The following is a 15,867-nucleotide window of genomic DNA, read 5'->3' as shown; positions in this document are numbered from 1 at the left end:
ACTGTCGGTCAGGGAGAGTTCGGCGTGGGTTCAGCGTCTGGCGTCCAGGCCGGCAGGGTGAAGTGAACGCTCGTCCCGCCCCGGTCGTTCCCGGTGATCCAGATACGGCCGCCATGCCGCTCCACCACTTTCCGGCAGACCGCCAGCCCGATCCCGTTCCCACCGGACTCCGTGCGGTTCTGAAGGCGGCGGAACATCTCGAACACCTGCTCCGCGTATTCCTCCGCGATCCCCACACCCCCGTCCGCCACTTCGAACGTCACCTGATCACCCTCCTGCGTGCCTGAGAGGGTGACATTGAGTTCCCGGCCGACACTGAACTTCAGGGCGTTCCCGAGCAGATTGGTCAACAGTTGACGCACCTGGCCGGGGTTGGCCTGCACGAGGGGCAGGTTCTCGCAGCGCAGCGGCCGGTCTTCAGGCCACCGCAGCGTTTCCAGAATGTGCGGCAGCAGGGTTTTCAGGTTCAGCTGAACGGTCACGGGCGCCGCGGTGATGTCGGCCATGGTGAGGATGTCCTGTACGAGCCGGCGGGCGCGGGCGGCCTGACCGACGATGTGACTCAGCGAGCGGTCGGCGCGTTCATCCAGCTGACGCCCCCGGTACCGGACCTGGAGCATGTCAGCGTGCAGACTGAGGGTCCGCAGCGGCTCCTGCAGGTCGTGGGAGGCGACGGACGCGAACTGGCTGAGCTCGTCGTTGCGCGCGGCGAGCTCACGGTTCTGCCGGCTCAACTCCCGGCGGCTGGCTTCGAGTTCTTGCGTGCGGCGCTGCACCCTGGCCTCGAGGGTCTGGTTCAGCAGGCGGACCTCCAGCTCGGCGAGTTTGCGGCGCGTGATGTTCTCGTGGGCAACCACGGCGTACGTCTGACCGTCCTGCTCGAAGCGCGTGACGCGCGCCACGAAGTGCCGCTGTTCGGTGGGGGAGTGGCAGGGGTACTCCATTTCGAACACGTCGGCGTCTGCCCGGAGGACGTCCTGGATGCCCACCATGATGGTGAGGGCGTCGTCCTGATCCGGGCCGTTCGCGCTGGCGCAGATGTCGAGGTAGTTGCTTCCCAGGCCGCTGCTCCCGCCGTTCTCCCGGGCGAAGTTCGCCCAGGCACGGTTGACGGCAGCGACCGTGCCGTTGCTGTCGAGGATGGCCACGTGGGCGGACAGCGCATCGAAAGCAGCGATCGCGAAGCGGCTGGGGAGGGTGCCGTGGCTGGGCATCAGGTCCACCCTAGCAGCAGCGGGGCTGACGGTTCAGTGAGCGTGATCAGCACAGAGCCTGCCATGAGCACGGTGGACTGGGTGACTCCGAAGTGGCCGAACCGGTAGCGGGAATGTCTGCTCCAGCGCCAGGGTGCCCCCGGCTGGCAGGTCGTGGATGCGGATGCCGTCCGGGAGGACGCTGGGCCAGCCGGTCACGGTGATCACGGCCGCGTGCGGGGTGGGGGAGGCGGGCGGCATCATGCTGAATTCGCCTGATCCAGGGGGACGGCGGCGGCGCGTTCGAACAGCCCGGTGAGGGTCTGCCTGTTCGGGGTGTTGAGTTCGACCAGGGCGACCGGACGATCCGAACCGGGCTGCAGGCCCTGATCTTTCAGCTGGTCGCGGGTGGCGAGGGCCTCGGGGATCTCGTCGACGTACTTCGGGATGGACGCCTTGCGGTGAGGCATCAGCTGGCCGCCTGCCGTGCGGCAGTGTGCTTGACGTGGCTGGTGCTGAACTTCGCGATGCTCAGGCTGTCGCCGCTGTCGAGGTAGACGGTCGGGCCGTCGATGCGTTCGATGCGGACCAGGGTGCCGCTCGCCTTGTGCCGCCAGATCTTCCCGGCCGCCAGGGCGCCCTCGGCCTCAATGGCCGCGTCCACCGGCGCGTCCGCCTGAACGGGGGCGGGGCGGGCCCCCTCGTTCTTCACGTCGTACGCGTGACCCAGGGCGGGCTGGGGGGCCTGGGGTTTCTGGCCGGAGAGCATCTCGGGCGTGAAGGCCTTGCCGAGCAGGCGGTCGAGGGCGTAGTACCCGGCGTTCGGCATGCCGCCGGGAATGCGCGCGGCATCGTGCGAGGCGGCTTTCACGGCGCGGTCCAGTTCGGCGTCCGTCAGGCGGGGCAGCAGGTGCCGGTGCGTGCCAGGCAGGGCCAGCTGCTCACGCAGGTGCCCGAGGCGCTTGGCGCTGCTGGCCTGCATCAGGGCCCGCAGGACTTTCAGGCCTTCCGGGTCCCGGGCAGGGCGGGCCTGCAGGTCCGCGAGCGGGATGGGTTCCAGGGCCAGGATCGCCCAGCCCTGGGCGCCGGGGTTCTCCACAGAGTTTTCCACAGCGGGCGCGGCGGCCGGCGGAACATCTTCAACACCTTCGGCTGTGCCTGATTCCCCGCCTTCCACGCCAGACCCAACCAGTTGATCCAGGAGCAGGTCCTCGCCCCCTTCGGCGTCCGTGTCTTCAGGCAGCCCTTCAGGGGTTCCGCCGTCAGGCGAAAGGTCATCATCATCCGCTAGCGGGATGGAGCGGGCGTCCTCGGGGGCCTCCTCTGATGATGATTCTTTTGAAATAACTTCAAAAGATTGAGGAACTTCAGTTGAAGTAACTTCGGGCATAGCTGGGATGCCACGTGGCATAGCTGGGATGCCAGGGGGTGGCATCGTGGGAATGCTAGGTGGCATCTCCAGAATGCCACCCCCCTCCTGTTCGGCACCCTTCCGGGAGGCTTTCATCACCAGGGTCTGCGCCTCCAGTGCGGCCCGCTTTGTCCGGAGGCCCTCAATCCACTGACGCCGGGGGGCAAGCACGTAGATGTTCGAGTCGTTCTCCTCACGGCCCTTCTTGGTGCGGGCCTGCTTCAGGACCAGGCCGGTGTCCACGAGTTCCCGCATGGCCTTCATGGCGCGGTTGCGCAGGCTGCGGGGGTTGGCCTGAGGGCCCACGGACGCCCGGAAGCACTTCTCGCCGATCGTCAGGTAACTGGGGAACACCAGGCCGTCCCGCCCGGCGCAGCGGACGAGGTGGGCGTACACCCGGAAGGCGTCCACGGTCAGGGGGGCGTCGTCGAGTTCCCAGTGAATCTGGAAGGGGAGGTCGTCGCGGCCCTCTTCGATTTTCAGTTCGCCCGGCTGGGTCATGACGTGACCTGCGGTGCAGTGCTGTGGGTGTGGCGGAGGTCGGTGCTGGTCACGGTGATGCTCCTGCGCGCACATCGGGTATGCGAACCCGTCCGGTCTGTGTTGACCGGAACCCGCAGGGCGCGTATCCTGCGGGTAGGCGAAAGCCACCACATACGTGGTCACAAATCGGTGTTGATGGTGATCCCTTCTGCGAACTACGAGCTGGCAGGCTCTCGCGGAGGGGGTTTCCCTTTTAGTCAGTTGCTCGGTGACTGCCGGGGATGCTGGCAGTGTAGCGCATCCCCCGCTCATGTCATGCAACTGTCCCGCCCGCGAGAGCGTCCTCGGCCTGCACTGGCCAGTTCCTGCGAATCCAGCGTTCCTCGTCCCGTAGATCGGCGCGTTTCATGCCTCTGAGCGCTGCCAGACGGGACTGACGCATGCCGCCCGTGAAGGTCGGGTCCACCAGGGGCCCGGCCCGAGCAGCGCCGCACGGATCCGCTCGTCGGGCGTCTTCTCGCTCTCTTCGTTCGGCTGGGCGGGACTGCTGCCGGGCGGGGCGCCAGGCTGGACGGGCGGCGGGTCCTCATCGATCGGCTCGGCTGGCCGGACGATCAGGTACCGCGTGCCGCCCCAGCTGCTCAGTTCCATGTCGAACAGGGCCCACCCGGCGGCGTCCGCGACCGCTCTGGCCTCGTCCGGGCTGGCCTCGCCGCCCTTCCGGCTCAGATAGATCACGTCCCCATCCGCCGTCCCGATCCGCACCTGCAGGCCCCTGCTCAGCACGTGCGTCCGCTGCTTCCCGTCGGATCGGCTCGCGCGGAACAGGCCTGCGAGCGTCACCGCCAGCTGCGTGACCGGCTGCGGGGCAGGGAAGGGGTCATCTGAGGTGAACAGGGTCACGCGTCAACACCCGGCAGAGCCGCTGACCCAGTCGGCGGGGGCGGCGGCAGGAGGCGCTGAGCGCGCATCTGCCGGTCCAGCCACGCCAAGCCCTTCGGCGTGACGCGGGTCGTGCGCGACAGGTGCTTCCCGTCCGGTGCCGCGTTCGTCTTCACCACGAAATACCCCCGGTCCAGGTACTGCTGGTAGGGAATGTTGAGGTTCTCCACGCCGCTGCGGTGGCGGTCCATCAGGATCTGCCGGTCGCGCAGGACCGTGAACAGTCGCTTCTCCCCGGATCCGAGGATCTTTGCGGCCGCGTCCATGCTGTACGTGCCGTCCGCCGACATCAGCGTCTGGAACTGCTGGGCCTGCGGAGCCAGCGCTGCGTTCTCTTCCGCCAGGGCGCGGCGGGCCCGCTCGGCCTCCACGTACCGCTCCGCGAAGGTCAGCGGGTCGATCTCCTGCGCCGCCGGCAGAGTGTACGCGCCGGTCTGCCGGATGGAGGGCAGCACCTCCTCCGTCACCCACACCTGGAAGGGCTCGGCGTGCGGGGAGTCGCTGCGCATCACGATGCGGTACAGGGCGCTTTCGTTGATGATGATGGCGTCGCCCTGACGACCTAAGCTGAGCTTAGACCGTTGATGCGGCTGGAGTCGCTGCGCCACCATGCTCGGGTTGCTGAGGCTCAGGGCGCGGCAGACGTCTCCCAGCAGGAACCAGGGCTGCTGGTCGATCAAGTGCACGCGCAGGTCGAACAGACCGAACTTGAAGGTCTGAAGGGTGTCGTTCATGAAGGAACCTCGCCGAATGGGGTGGAGGTGTGGCCGCGCATCTCTGACCGTGCGCGCCTCGGTCGGTGGTGAGGGCCGCCAGGTATGCCCTGGCGTTCCCCGTGCGGCCCTGACGCGGTGGCCAGGGCGGGTGGATCAGGCCTGCTGAACGACTAAGGTGGGGCGGGCGGTCCAGGACGTGCTGGACGGGCTTGTGCGCGCGGGTATCGCGAGGCCAGTCGGTGGAGTCCGTTTATGGCGTGGGACCCACCGACGTAGGGCAAAATCTTATGCGAAATTTGCATTATGCGGATTGCGCATTATACTGTGGGGACGTGAATGTCCTCGCCAAGCGAACCCTGCTCCAGTACGCCGAGGAATTCCCGGAAGCCCGTGAGGCCCTGCTCGCCTGGTACGACCTTGCCTGCAAAACAGACTTCAGCTCTTTCGCAGAGGTCCAGACCGTATTCACGGCCGCCAGCTGGGTCGGTCCCGAGTACATCGTGTTCAACATCAAGGGCAATCACTTCCGGCTGATCACGACCGTGGACTTCACCTTCAAGATGTTCCGCGTCAAGGCGTTCATGCGTCACAGCCAGTACGACCGGTGGACTCCATGACCACCGCGCAGCCTTTTCCCACAGCAGAGGTGAGAACGACCATGGAACACAACCACACGCTTGAACACGCCGCCGCCGCACTCACGCAACTGCCTGCCGCCGCCCGCGAATGGCTTTCACCTATCCGTGACGATGACCAGCTCGACCGCGCCCTTGAAGCGCAGGCGTACCTGGGCCGCCTGGTGGCCGGGGATCTGCACCACCCGCTGGCGCCCATCTACGCGGGTCTGATCGAGAAGATCCAGGCGTACGAGACGGAACACTTCCCCACGGAACCGACTCCGCCGCACGTGATGCTGGGCTTCCTGATGGATCAGCAGGGCGTCCGGCAGCACGAACTCGCGCAGCGGATGCAGCTGCACCAGAGCAACGTCAGCCGGCTCGTCAGCGGCCATAAGGTGTTCACGGCGGACCTGATCAAGCAGCTGAGCGAGATCTTCAAAGTGCCCCCTGCTGTCTTCATCGGCTGACGGGCTGCAGCGTTGCTGGAATCGGGTGGATCAGGCCTGCTGAACGACAAGATGGGGCGGGCGGTCCAGGACGTCCATGACGTGCCGAACCGCTAAGCGGACCTGCGGCAGGCTCACGGCGTCCTGTAGGTCCGGCGGTCCCTTGATCCGCCCGCCGTCCTCGAGGAGGCGTTGCGTGCCGACCAGCGCCAGCAGGATCAGCTCGGCGTCCTCGCGGGGCACGTCGAGGGCCGAGCCGATCAGAGTAGCGACTTCGAGATCGTCGCGCACCCGCCGGAGCCGCGCGGCCGTGAGGACGGGTGCGAGGTCCTGCCCGAGGCGGTTGCCGTCCGTGACGTGGTTCAGGACGAGACTGACGCAGCCGAGCAGGGTGTAGCCGAGGTCCTCGGTGGTGGGTTCAGTGGTGGTCATGGGTCTCCAGGGGGCGCTGTTGCCGCGGCGCGCGGTCGCGGGCGGAGGTGAGGGTGACGCTCTGGCCGCCGCTGCTGAGGGTGACGCTCTCCAGATCGCCGCTGTCGTCGACCATCTTCTGGAGGCCGTCCTTCAGCGTTTCGGCGGCCGCGAGGATCGGGTTGGCGTTCATGGTTTCCAGCAGGACGTGAACGCGTCCGCGCTTTCCCGCAGGACGGACCCGGCCAGGAAGTGCTCCAGGTTGTGGTGCGGGTTGAAGCCGTCCAGGCGCATGACCGCCCCGAACCGGAAGTCCCTGGTGGTGCTCTTGACGAAGAACAGGTTGAAGGTGCGCCTCTCGCCCGCCTCGTCCGTGACGTGCAGCTGCGCGGTGACGGTGCCGCCCTTCCCGGCCTTCTGGATGCGGGCGGCGCGGTGCAGGAGGCGCAGGTCCGTGCCACTCGGGAGGATCAGCGTCAGTTCCGTGAACGGTTCCCCGAGCCGGTTGTGCTTGTGGGTGAGGCTGTCGAGGTCCACGCGGACGGTCTGCTCCTGGCGGGTCATGGTCCCACCAGGGCGCCGCTGACAGCGCGTAGACCGTGCCACCCGGCGAGGACGATCAGGGCGCTGAAGGTCGGCAGGATCAGCGGGACGGCGTGGTCAGCGAACGGCCCGCGCCGACCGGCGTGCAGGACGCGCACGCACACCGCGCCGAGCAGCAGACCGCCCAGCAGCACGCCGACCGACAGGACGGCCAGGCCCACCAGGGTCAGGGCGTTCACGCGTGCTCCGCGATGAACTCGGTCAGGCGGTGCCCGGTGACGTCCTCCACCCGGAAGAAGGTGGGCTGGTATCCGTGCCGGGCGGCCCAGGCGTCGAACACCTGATCGAGCTGCACCTGCAGGTCGTCGAGTTGATCTCCCGGCACATTCGCCAGCCACCCGCTCGCGGCCGCGCCGTGCAGGGAGGCGGCGGCGCTCGCGGCTTCGGGGAGCAGGGCGTCCACGCTGCCCAGGAACAGACTGGCGGCGGGCGTGACGGCGCGGGCCAGGAACACGCGCGGGTGATCGCAGACCAGCGGTGGGTGGTCGAGGGCGTACCGGGTGGCGGCGTCGCGGGTGGGGAACGGACCGGACCAGGGGCCGTCCATGTCCCAGGCGCAGGCCCAGGGGCGGGAATCGTCAGGCATGAGGGCGCTCCTTATAGAGAGGTGCCGCTTCCGGCAGGAGCCGGAAGCGGGGTGTGCAGATGCGCCCCGCTCCCAGGGGGGCGGGGCGTATGGTGGCGGGCACGATGGATGAACGGAAGGAACAGGGACTGCTGCGGCTGATCGCGGGGGGCACCCAGGGATGCTCGAGCGGATCTGGAGGCGGACGGATCTCACGCCGGCCCTGATCGCGGCGCTTCGCAAGCACGATCCGCCTCATCCCATGCATAAGCAGTGGCAGCCCACCCTTAACTGGGACGGCGCTCCGGATCTCCCGGAGCGGCAGCAGGCGTGCTTGGAGCAGGTTGTCAGCGAACTTGCGGAGCGGCGAAGTATGGAGCCGCACAGTGCGGAGGTGCCGGAAGGGTTTCGCAGGCTGTCCACGAGCACGGGGTTCATGGACTTACCAGAGAGTCTTCTGGCCGAACTGCCGGAAGGGCTGTTCAAGCCCAGCCTGGGCATAGGGGGCGTTGACTTTCCGGGGCTGATTCTTCTGGCTGAGCGAGGGTCTTCGGCAGATCTCCGCTGGCTGCTGGATGACCGGCTGGTCTGTCCGGGGCCGGCGTTCCCGATCGGCTGGCCGTTCCCATGGACACTGGAGCCGACGGGGCACGAGGCGATGAGGAGGGTCATGCAGCGGGTGCCGGCCGAGTACCGGCAGGTGGCGCTGTTCGACCTGCTGGCGCAGGGACTGGAAGTGAACCCGGCGCTGGACGAAATCTCCTCCAGCGATTTGCGGATGCTGGCGCACTGGTGGGTCGCGCTGCCGGGTGTGACGGAGCGGCAGTGGGCAGCCCTGACGGCCCGCCCGACCCTGCGGGAGGCGGTGGCGTGTGTCCGGGAAGTGAAGATCAACGAGGAACTGCATCACCGGCTGTACAGGTGGGCGACCGAGCGGGATGAGCAGCCGCTGATGCGGAGTCTGCTGGGCAGCCGCTCCGCGTTGAGTGACGAGGCGTACCTGGACCTCGCGGGGCGGGTGTCGGTGGAGGACCGGGCGGCGGCCATCCTGGCGGGCGGGATGACGCCCCGCGTGATCGACGAGCTGCTGGAGGACCCGGAATTGACGCGCGAGCTGCTGGATCCGAGGGGGGAAGGGGTTGTGCTGAGCATCCCGGTCGTGCATGGGTTCTCGGAGCGATTCGCGGACCGGATCCGGGAACGGTTTGGACTGGGGTTTAGCCGGGCGATCATCTGACGGATGCCACAGCTCAGGCAGAGAGGGAGAGAGGGTCTCCCCCACCCGTAAACTCGTGAATTGATTCACAGCACATACCTCCATTGAAAGATGAGACCCGTCTTAATAAGAAGAAACAGAACAGACGTTCCGTGGACTTCCCTGATCACTCCCGGATGGGGGAGACCCCCTCCGTTCCAACCCTGCTGTCCTTCACCCCGCTCCCTGCCCCGGCGCTCAGGCCAGGGCTCTGGCTTCCCGGTCCTCTGTATCCTGTGCCCATGAGCGGCCTGGAACTGATGGCGTACAACCTCGAACTGCAGGCCCGCGCGGACCGGGTCGCGCAACTCGAACCGGACGCCCTGCGCAAGGACGCCCTGCGCGCCGCGCGTGACCTCGACCCGGCCGGCCTGTGGGCCATCACCGAGGCGTTCCTGGTCCTGCGCGGCAGCCGCGGCGCCCGCGTCAGCGCCCAGACCCTCGAATCGTACGGAGCGGGCCTGCGCTTCCTGCTCGCCTGGGCCGCTCCGGCCGGGATGAGTTTCATCCGCCCGAAACCGAACGACGGTTACCGGTACGTCCGGCACCTCGAAGCGTCCGGCCTGGCCCCCAGCACCGTCCGGGGCCGACTGGCCGCCGCCCGCGCCGTGTTCGCCGCACTGCGCTGGAGCGGCGCGACCGACGCCGCCCCCTTCACGGACGTCCGCACCGCCGGCGATCCCGTGCCTGCCTGGGAGAAACGCAAACCGTACACCGACCGGGACGTCGTGACCCTCCTCGAGCACGCGGACGAGGAAGACCGTGTGCTGGTCCTGCTCGGCGCGGACTGCGGCCTGCGCGTCACCGAGATGACCACGCTGCTGCGCGCGGACGTGCACCTGGGCGGGGACCGCCCGTACCTGGTCGTGACCGGCAAACGCCAGAAACGTCAGGAGGTGCCGCTCTCCCGCCGCGCCGAGGCCGCCCTCGAGCACTGGATCCGCATGACGCCCACCTACCGGACGTACGTGATCACCGTCCGCAACCGCAAGGCCATCTCCGAACGCCTGCAACGCCTGTGCGAACGCGCCGGCGTCCGCTACGACGACCGGCAGGTCCACGGCCTGCGCCACACCGCCGGCACCCGCGTCTACAAGGAAACCAGGGACGTCCTCTCCGTCCGCGACCACCTGCGGCACGCCAGCATCACCACCAGCGAAACGTACGTCAACTACGCCCGCGAAGGTGAGAAAGCGCTGAACCGCGACTGGTAGACGTCTGTCAGACCTCCTGTGGAAGTGGATTTTGAGACCGCTCACCTGCACGGACAGGTCAACGCACGCACTGCTACCGTGAACGTCATGAGTTACCGCATTCAACTGAGCGAAGAAAGCAACGGGGGCCTGACCGCCGAACTGTACGCGATCTGCAAGGTAACGTCCCAGCTCGTGCAGGGCGCCCCCGGCACCGTCCCGACCTTCCGGGAGATCTACACCGACACCGGCCAGCGCCAGATCAAGTTCACCCTCCGGAACGACAGCGTGGTCCTCGAACCCGGCATCCTCTCCTACGCGCACGGCAACCTGAAGTTCGAAGTCATCCAGCAGCAGGCTGGGCAGAGCGGCGGCTTCCTCGGGCGCGCCGTCCGCAGCGCCGGAACCGGCGAGTCCGCCTACGGCACCCGCGTCACCGGCACCGGCGAAGTCTGGACGGAACCCACCCACCGGCACTTCGTCTTCGCCAACATGGAAAGCGGCGACAGCATGCTCGTCGACGACAAGGCCTACTACGCCGCGCAGGGCACCCTGCGCCTGAGTACCCATCAGCACGCCAAGGTGCAGGGCGCCGTCAGCGGGAACGGTCTGATGCAGCCCCGCCTGGACGGGCGCGGCCTGCTGGTCATCGAGTCGCCCGTGAGCGTCCATGAGATCGAGATGCTGGACGTGCCGGCCGGGGACACCGTGACGGTCGACGGGGACATGATGCTGATGTACACCGCGACCATGAACCCCCGGCTCGGGCCACTGGTGCGCGGCCTGCGCAACTCGGTCCGCAGCGGCGAAGGCTTCGTGTACACCCTCGAAGGCCCCGGTCAGGTGTTCCTGACTCCCACCCACGTCGCCCCCAACAGCCTCGCCTGACCCCGCACCTGGGGCGTGGACAATGATGCGTATATCCCGCCATGCACGGCTGAGTAGAGGACGGCGGGGTATACGCGCGGCTTCCTGCGCGGTTATCAAGGTCGAATTCAGAGCGAGCAAGGATACCTCCTGCAGCCCGGCGGCAGGCAATGAATCTGCGCCTGAGCCAAGGTCGGGATGAATGTGTGGCAGTGGAAGTGAATTGGTTAGGGGGCGGGCAGGAATCGAACCTGCGTCTCCCCAGCCTCGGGCCGGGGCGCTCTGCCAACTGAGCGACCTCCCCACGCAGCGCCCCGTCCTGGCGACGCTGATGGTGTGAGTGTTTGTCCGGGATCGTGCCGTTCACGCCCGCGCGTTCCTGCTCTCGGCCGCGCGGGTGGCCTCAACCCTGGCCATCTCGGCGCCTGGGTCTACCGTCTCCCCTGCTGTCTCGCGCCTGGGGAGTCAGGGCGCGCCGCGTCACTTCCGGTTGCAGGAACTTTCCGCCGGTCGGTCTTCGGGTCGTTGGTGTTGCTCGCGCAGCTGCGCGGGTGGCCGTAGCCTGCACGGACCTGCGCCCCCGCGACTCAAGGGGGAGGTTTCCGTCACGCGCCGTTCCGGTACCACGGGGGTCCGGTCCCGTCCCCGACTGAGGGGCGGACTGGCAGCTGCGATCGATCTCGCTTCGTTGTCATGCGGCTCGCCGGGCGAACTCGGCTGCAACTGTGGAGGAATGGACCCTGGTCGTCGGGGGCGGTCCGGGGTATCGCCCATGGGATGAAACAGTTGCTGTGCGGCGGGCTACGGCCGCAGGTGAGGCATCACGCGGCCTCGCCGGGTGCTTTGATGGGGCATGCTTCCCCTGCTGATCGCGCTGGTCTCGATAGCCCTCTTGGTGTGGGGAGCCGCGCAGTTCGTGCGGGCCAGGCGTAACCGCCAGTCCGTACGGCGGGCCGTGCTCACGCTCGTCGCCGCGCCGGTCGTGTTCACTGCGGGCGCACTGGCCTGGGACCAGACGCTGACGCCGGACGAGCGGGCCGCGCTAAATGCCCGCACCGCCGAACCCACCCAGGCGGAACCCACACCTGAACCAGCCGCCGCGCCAGTCGCCGAGGAGCCTGCCCCCGTCGATCCGGCCCCGCAAGCGCAGGAACCCGCCCCGCAGGCCACCGCGCCCGCACCTGAACCCACACCTGAACCTGAACCGGTTACCCCGCTGCCCGCCGAACCGACGAGCACGCAGGAAACCCGCACCGGGGCGCAGAACCTCGCCATCATCGCCGGCCGCTCTCCAGACGACACGGAAATCGCTGAGCAGTACGCACGCCTGGAAGCCAGCTGCCCGACTGAGACAACATTGCCGGCGGATGTGGTCGTTAACTTGCAGACGCTGGTGCGCGAAGAATCCGGCCGCGAGCTGGAAATCACCGACATCATGGAGGAACTGCTCATTGCCCAATCGGAAGGAGCCGGGCTGGGCATGAAGTGCACGGAGACGGCTGGTGTGCTCGCCACACTGATGATCGGGGGCTTGTAGCCGCGCATGCCCTAAATCCCCATAGCAGCCGGATGACTGGCCCGCGAGGACTTCTTGCCTTTTCGGCAATGAGTGGCGCGCTGGACGGGCTGACTGATGGCGTCCTCGGCTACCTCTTCGACGAGATATTCCATTGGAACGCTGAAGAAGTCCGCGATCGCGCGCAGCTGGTTGTACTGAAAGCGGTCGGTGCTCTCTCCATCCTCGTAGTCGTTGATGGTGCGTACGTCCAGGCTGACGCGAGCGGCGAGGTCTTTAGGTTTCAGTCCGTTGGCCTCACGCAGTTCCGTCAGCCGTTGGCCGTGCGGGCGGTAGGTCTTGCGGCTATCCATGCATTTAGTGTGGCAGGACGCAACACTAAATGCATGGGTTAGTGATGCGCTTTGCATCACTAGACTCTCTCCCCTTTCCCTCTTTATTGCCTATTTGACGTTATAGACGCCAACCGTCACACTGGCCGATAACGTAACACTGTTTGCATACAATGTTGCGAGCGAGGCAGCCATGACCAGATATCGAACACGCAGTGTGACCCCACCACCCGTCGCAAAAAACACGGCCCAGGCACGTGGTCACGCACTGTCGTACTTCCTGGATCAGAACAAGATTCCCGTTGCCGCCTTCGCTGCCAGCATCCAGCGGGACCGCACCTACGTGCACCGCATCTTCCGTGGCGAGGTGGACCTTGCGGACCTCGACCAAACGGAAGCCAGCCTGATCATCCAGACCCTGGGTGTCTACGATACTGACGCCCGCGAACTCCTTGGGATTCCGGAAAGCGCCTGGTCTAACTGGCGCACCTTCCGACCACCGCCCTTTGGTGAGGGGCAAACCACCAGAGAGACCATCCCGGTGCACTTGAAAGACCACCCGTTGAAGGGCGAAGCCTCCCTGCCTGCTGGCATCACTCTGCATGTTCTCCCAGGCGACAACGACCGGCCGATCCAGATCGTATTGCTCCCAGATGGCCGCTACTACTCAACGACGCCGTCCATGCTGGAACACATTGCCGGCAAGCATATTGGCGGTCTTGTCAGTATCGACGTCTGAGACAACAGGAGCGGGGGCCATCACTCGATGTGACGGCCCCCGCTCCTGAGCTTCAGCGCTGCGGTGAGACTGTTACAGCTGCGACCCGCTGGTCCCGCAACTGGGCAGCGCAGGCGTACATGGCTGCCTCGGAATCGAAGGACACTTTGATCATTCCGTCAGGCAGCGGAGTACGGCGAAAGGCGTGCTGAACGCTAAGCACGTCGGCCTCTTCGGGAGTCAAGGGGGCAGGCAGGATATAGGTCATGTAGGGCTCACCTCAGGGCGCTTCCGATGCTAGATGATTCGGAAATCCGATGCGTACCAACTGCGTAACAAAACAGCCCGTTAAGGTGTTATCAGAAATGCTCAAGACCGGGCACTGCATATACCAATCAAGAAACGCCCTCTCAGAGGGCGTTTCTTGCCGACGTTCAGTTTGTCAGCACCAGGGACAGGGATCCATCTGCGCGTTTGCGGGGGGCGGCGTCGTAGTAGCGGTCTTGCCGGCGAACGCAGGAGCGGCGAGAGTCAGGATCAACGCAACGGACAGGGCAAGTTTTTTCACGTCTTCAGGTTAAGTACCGGGGCCGCTGCATTGAAAGCGCACATTGCACTTCATCGCTCATCATGTTCTCAGCTCGGCGGGCAGCGTCGGCCCAGGCGGCAGCTCGATCTTCATCATCAAGTCGCTGAGCTGCTCGGGCAATTAGGCCATAAGTGCGCAGCAGGATGCCCATATTTACCACCCGGTCCCCACCGAATCCCACCAGAACCTCGCGCAACCGCTTCTTCTCCGACCGCCACAGGTCGGACCGCTCCGGGCAGTCTGCGGCCTCCAGGACCATCATGGTGCCGCTGCGCCCCATGAGCCGCATCTCCTCCGTCCCGCGCACCACCAGTCGGCCCAGTAAGAACGGCTGGGACGCCAGCCCTGAGCAGTCCGCCAGACCGCCAACGGGCTCATCAGTAGCGTCGCGTACTGCTCCGGACCGGAGCACTTCAGGATGTTCAGAATCTCCACGCTACCGCCCAGGCGCGGCAAGGCTTGCTCCAGCATCTTTACGCAGTCCAGCAGGCTCGCATCCGGACGCACCCGCACCTGCGCGCTGATTCTCAGTAGGGCCCACACCACCGCCTGGTCTGGCCGGTCCGGGGCCGTCTCACCCAGGGTAATCAGCGCAACCGTCTCCTCGGGCGTCTTCTTCAGGTTCTTGCGGGCTTTCCCCTGCGCCATTTCGTCTGGTCGCATCAGGGACGCCGCAGACAGCAGGCGCGCGTAAGTCGCCTGCGGCTCGTAAGTGATTCCTTCAACGTCAATCACTGGCTTCCTGTCGTTCATCAGGCTTCGCAGCGTCCTGGCCAGACGCAGCCAGGGATCACCTGGAAGGAAAATCGGATCATCCGGCAGGCGCATCGGCGGCAGTATGCACTGAGCGTGCAACCATTCCCGGAGCCCCGCGTCGTGCGGCGAGTCCTCACCAGGTGTCCCAGGGCTGACAGAGCAGCGTTGTAACGCCCCAGGCTCATCAGGGACAGCGCGTGGATCCGTTGCCCGAAAGCGCGTCGGCGATTCGGCATGCTCTGGAGCAGAAGAAGCTCGATCTCCTGTGGATTCGCTTCCCCCACCAGGTTGCGGACCCTATGCCATTCGACCTCCAGCTGCTGCCACCGGTTGTGCAGACCCACGGCGCGCGCCAGCGTCCGGGCGGTGCGCAGATGCTCCAGAGCTAGGCGGTGATGACCAAGTTGAGCGGCGCTCATTCCCAGGGCCGCGTGCGACAGGCAACTGTCTTCTAGATCCACGGGCATGAACCCCTGAGGTTCAGGGTTGACTCCCAGAACGTAAGTGTGGTCTCGCAGAGCGACCATCAGGCTCAGATGGACGCCGCGCGACAGAGGCGCGTCCAGGCTGGCCACCTCGCGCGCCAATTCGCCGAACTCTCCAGGATTCCCCTGAGCGAATCGCAATTGCGCACGACGCACCTGACCATGGGGGTTTCAGGGAGGGCGCCAATGACGTGGGGTTGGAGGTTCAACTCTTCGTTCAGGAACAGATCGAACGCTCTGGGGTCGTACAGCAGAGCGGCGGTCATGTGCGTTTCATTGTCGAGTGGCCTTGCGCCTGGCGCTGCCGCACATGCCACACCAACGTCACTTCCGACCGATCTTGAGGCCAACCCTAGATTTAGCATGCCAAGACACTACATTGTTTGCAAACAGTGTTGCAACTTGCTACACTAAAGACGCCTCAAGAAAAAGGCGATCCCCCGCCAGAATGCCGCGACAGCAAATCCAGGGAAGGGGGGACGGAGACCAGAATGAAGGTAACGGCTCTCGAAAGCAATACCCAGTTCCGCATCCAGCTCGGCCGCGCCGCCGAAGACGCCCGCCTGCACGGCGTGCCGTTCAACATTCTGAAGCCTGACCACATCGTCGAACTCGACGGCCAGCCGTACAGCTTGGAGTGGTTCCACACGGAGTTCAGCAACATGGCCAACACGCTGATCTTCACCGTGACGATCACCTGCCGCGCCACGGGCCAGCGCGTTCAGTACCGTGTGATCCAGGCGCGCCGCCGCACTGGCACGCACTG

Annotated in this window: 22 protein-coding genes; 8 read left to right on the top strand and 14 right to left on the bottom strand. The window is 66.1% G+C overall.

Features of this window, described 5'->3' with window-relative positions; genetic code table 11:
* Positions 1 to 8 precede the first annotated feature (8 nt).
* The 5 genes from BXU09_RS19445 to BXU09_RS19425 all read right to left on the bottom strand — a co-directional run bounded on the left by BXU09_RS19445 (position 9) and on the right by BXU09_RS19425 (position 4,763).
* On the bottom strand, positions 9 to 1,214 hold the full coding sequence (locus BXU09_RS19445) for an ATP-binding protein (RefSeq protein ID WP_078306017.1): 1,206 nt from the start codon (positions 1,212 to 1,214) through the stop codon (positions 9 to 11).
* Between the two features lie 239 nt (positions 1,215 to 1,453).
* Positions 1,454 to 1,663 carry a hypothetical protein gene (locus BXU09_RS19440; protein WP_078305961.1) on the bottom strand — a complete coding sequence of 70 codons (210 nt, stop codon included), beginning with the start codon at positions 1,661 to 1,663 and terminating at the stop codon, positions 1,454 to 1,456.
* The gene (locus BXU09_RS19435; protein WP_078305960.1) at positions 1,663 to 3,105 is read right to left on the bottom strand and encodes a hypothetical protein; all 1,443 of its coding nucleotides are present in this window, start codon (positions 3,103 to 3,105) and stop codon (positions 1,663 to 1,665) included. The genes BXU09_RS19440 and BXU09_RS19435 overlap by 1 nt, the downstream gene beginning before the upstream one ends.
* Before the next feature lie 387 nt (positions 3,106 to 3,492).
* Positions 3,493 to 3,990: a hypothetical protein gene (locus BXU09_RS19430; protein WP_078305959.1), complete on the bottom strand. Its 498-nt coding sequence runs from the start codon at positions 3,988 to 3,990 to the stop codon at positions 3,493 to 3,495.
* On the bottom strand, positions 3,987 to 4,763 hold the full coding sequence (locus tag BXU09_RS19425; protein ID WP_078305958.1) for a phage antirepressor KilAC domain-containing protein: 777 nt from the start codon (positions 4,761 to 4,763) through the stop codon (positions 3,987 to 3,989). The genes BXU09_RS19430 and BXU09_RS19425 overlap by 4 nt, the downstream gene beginning before the upstream one ends.
* 314 nt (positions 4,764 to 5,077) lie before the next feature.
* On the opposite strand from BXU09_RS19425, the gene BXU09_RS19420 reads away from it, so the two are divergent.
* Together BXU09_RS19420 and BXU09_RS19415 are read left to right on the top strand one after the other, a co-directional pair.
* Entirely contained in the window at positions 5,078 to 5,362 is a 285-nt protein-coding gene (locus tag BXU09_RS19420; protein WP_168174697.1) for a type II toxin-antitoxin system HigB family toxin, read from the top strand.
* A gap of 41 nt (positions 5,363 to 5,403) precedes the next feature.
* Positions 5,404 to 5,832, top strand: a complete 429-nt coding sequence (locus BXU09_RS19415) for a helix-turn-helix domain-containing protein (protein ID WP_168174696.1) — start codon at positions 5,404 to 5,406, stop codon at positions 5,830 to 5,832.
* A 30-nt stretch (positions 5,833 to 5,862) separates the two neighbouring features.
* On the opposite strand, the gene BXU09_RS19410 is transcribed toward BXU09_RS19415, so the two are convergent.
* From BXU09_RS19410 to BXU09_RS19390, 5 genes are read right to left on the bottom strand one after another with little or no spacing between them, the layout of a single operon-like run.
* Positions 5,863 to 6,243, bottom strand: coding sequence for a hypothetical protein (locus BXU09_RS19410; RefSeq protein WP_078305955.1), 381 nt, complete (start codon positions 6,241 to 6,243; stop codon positions 5,863 to 5,865).
* The gene (locus BXU09_RS19405) at positions 6,230 to 6,415 is read right to left on the bottom strand and encodes a hypothetical protein (RefSeq protein ID WP_078305954.1); all 186 of its coding nucleotides are present in this window, start codon (positions 6,413 to 6,415) and stop codon (positions 6,230 to 6,232) included. The genes BXU09_RS19410 and BXU09_RS19405 overlap by 14 nt, the downstream gene beginning before the upstream one ends.
* Positions 6,412 to 6,786 carry a hypothetical protein gene (locus BXU09_RS19400; RefSeq protein ID WP_078305953.1) on the bottom strand — a complete coding sequence of 125 codons (375 nt, stop codon included), beginning with the start codon at positions 6,784 to 6,786 and terminating at the stop codon, positions 6,412 to 6,414. The genes BXU09_RS19405 and BXU09_RS19400 overlap by 4 nt, the downstream gene beginning before the upstream one ends.
* Positions 6,783 to 7,004, bottom strand: coding sequence for a hypothetical protein (locus BXU09_RS19395; RefSeq protein WP_078305952.1), 222 nt, complete (start codon positions 7,002 to 7,004; stop codon positions 6,783 to 6,785). The genes BXU09_RS19400 and BXU09_RS19395 overlap by 4 nt, the downstream gene beginning before the upstream one ends.
* Positions 7,001 to 7,411, bottom strand: a complete 411-nt coding sequence (locus BXU09_RS19390) for a hypothetical protein (protein ID WP_078305951.1) — start codon at positions 7,409 to 7,411, stop codon at positions 7,001 to 7,003. The genes BXU09_RS19395 and BXU09_RS19390 overlap by 4 nt, the downstream gene beginning before the upstream one ends.
* 160 nt (positions 7,412 to 7,571) lie before the next feature.
* Here BXU09_RS19390 and BXU09_RS19385 point away from each other — a divergent pair, with 160 nt between their 5' ends.
* The 4 genes from BXU09_RS19385 to BXU09_RS19370 all read left to right on the top strand — a co-directional run bounded on the left by BXU09_RS19385 (position 7,572) and on the right by BXU09_RS19370 (position 12,242).
* A complete protein-coding gene (locus BXU09_RS19385; RefSeq protein WP_078305950.1) occupies positions 7,572 to 8,627 on the top strand; it encodes a hypothetical protein in 1,056 nt (351 codons plus the stop codon).
* A gap of 260 nt (positions 8,628 to 8,887) precedes the next feature.
* Positions 8,888 to 9,859 carry a site-specific integrase gene (locus tag BXU09_RS19380; RefSeq protein ID WP_078305949.1) on the top strand — a complete coding sequence of 324 codons (972 nt, stop codon included), beginning with the start codon at positions 8,888 to 8,890 and terminating at the stop codon, positions 9,857 to 9,859.
* 87 nt (positions 9,860 to 9,946) lie between these two features.
* Positions 9,947 to 10,726 carry an AIM24 family protein gene (locus BXU09_RS19375; protein WP_078306016.1) on the top strand — a complete coding sequence of 260 codons (780 nt, stop codon included), beginning with the start codon at positions 9,947 to 9,949 and terminating at the stop codon, positions 10,724 to 10,726.
* An 832-nt stretch (positions 10,727 to 11,558) separates the two neighbouring features.
* Positions 11,559 to 12,242, top strand: a complete 684-nt coding sequence (locus BXU09_RS19370; RefSeq protein ID WP_144012442.1) for a hypothetical protein — start codon at positions 11,559 to 11,561, stop codon at positions 12,240 to 12,242.
* Between the two features lie 11 nt (positions 12,243 to 12,253).
* Here BXU09_RS19370 and BXU09_RS19365 read toward each other — a convergent pair whose 3' ends face one another.
* Positions 12,254 to 12,574 (bottom strand): helix-turn-helix transcriptional regulator, encoded by a 321-nt coding sequence (locus BXU09_RS19365; RefSeq protein WP_168174695.1) that lies wholly within the window; start codon positions 12,572 to 12,574, stop codon positions 12,254 to 12,256.
* A gap of 196 nt (positions 12,575 to 12,770) precedes the next feature.
* On the opposite strand from BXU09_RS19365, the gene BXU09_RS19360 reads away from it, so the two are divergent.
* A complete protein-coding gene (locus BXU09_RS19360; protein ID WP_078305946.1) occupies positions 12,771 to 13,292 on the top strand; it encodes a hypothetical protein in 522 nt (173 codons plus the stop codon).
* A 52-nt stretch (positions 13,293 to 13,344) separates the two neighbouring features.
* Here the strand turns inward: BXU09_RS19360 and BXU09_RS19355 are convergent, their stop codons facing one another.
* The 3 genes from BXU09_RS19355 to BXU09_RS19345 all read right to left on the bottom strand — a co-directional run bounded on the left by BXU09_RS19355 (position 13,345) and on the right by BXU09_RS19345 (position 14,688).
* Positions 13,345 to 13,539 carry a hypothetical protein gene (locus tag BXU09_RS19355; RefSeq protein ID WP_078305945.1) on the bottom strand — a complete coding sequence of 65 codons (195 nt, stop codon included), beginning with the start codon at positions 13,537 to 13,539 and terminating at the stop codon, positions 13,345 to 13,347.
* Between the two features lie 304 nt (positions 13,540 to 13,843).
* Positions 13,844 to 14,122 carry a hypothetical protein gene (locus tag BXU09_RS19350; RefSeq protein ID WP_144012440.1) on the bottom strand — a complete coding sequence of 93 codons (279 nt, stop codon included), beginning with the start codon at positions 14,120 to 14,122 and terminating at the stop codon, positions 13,844 to 13,846.
* Entirely contained in the window at positions 14,119 to 14,688 is a 570-nt protein-coding gene (locus tag BXU09_RS19345; protein WP_144012439.1) for a hypothetical protein, read from the bottom strand. The genes BXU09_RS19350 and BXU09_RS19345 overlap by 4 nt, the downstream gene beginning before the upstream one ends.
* A gap of 904 nt (positions 14,689 to 15,592) precedes the next feature.
* Between BXU09_RS19345 and BXU09_RS19330 the strand changes: the two genes are divergently transcribed.
* A partial coding sequence (locus tag BXU09_RS19330) for a hypothetical protein (protein WP_144012438.1) occupies positions 15,593 to 15,867 on the top strand: 275 nt, incomplete at its 3' end.

This window comes from Deinococcus sp. LM3 (assembly GCF_002017875.1).
Lineage (GTDB): Bacteria > Deinococcota > Deinococci > Deinococcales > Deinococcaceae > Deinococcus.
This window is presented reverse-complemented; position numbering and strand designations above follow the sequence as displayed.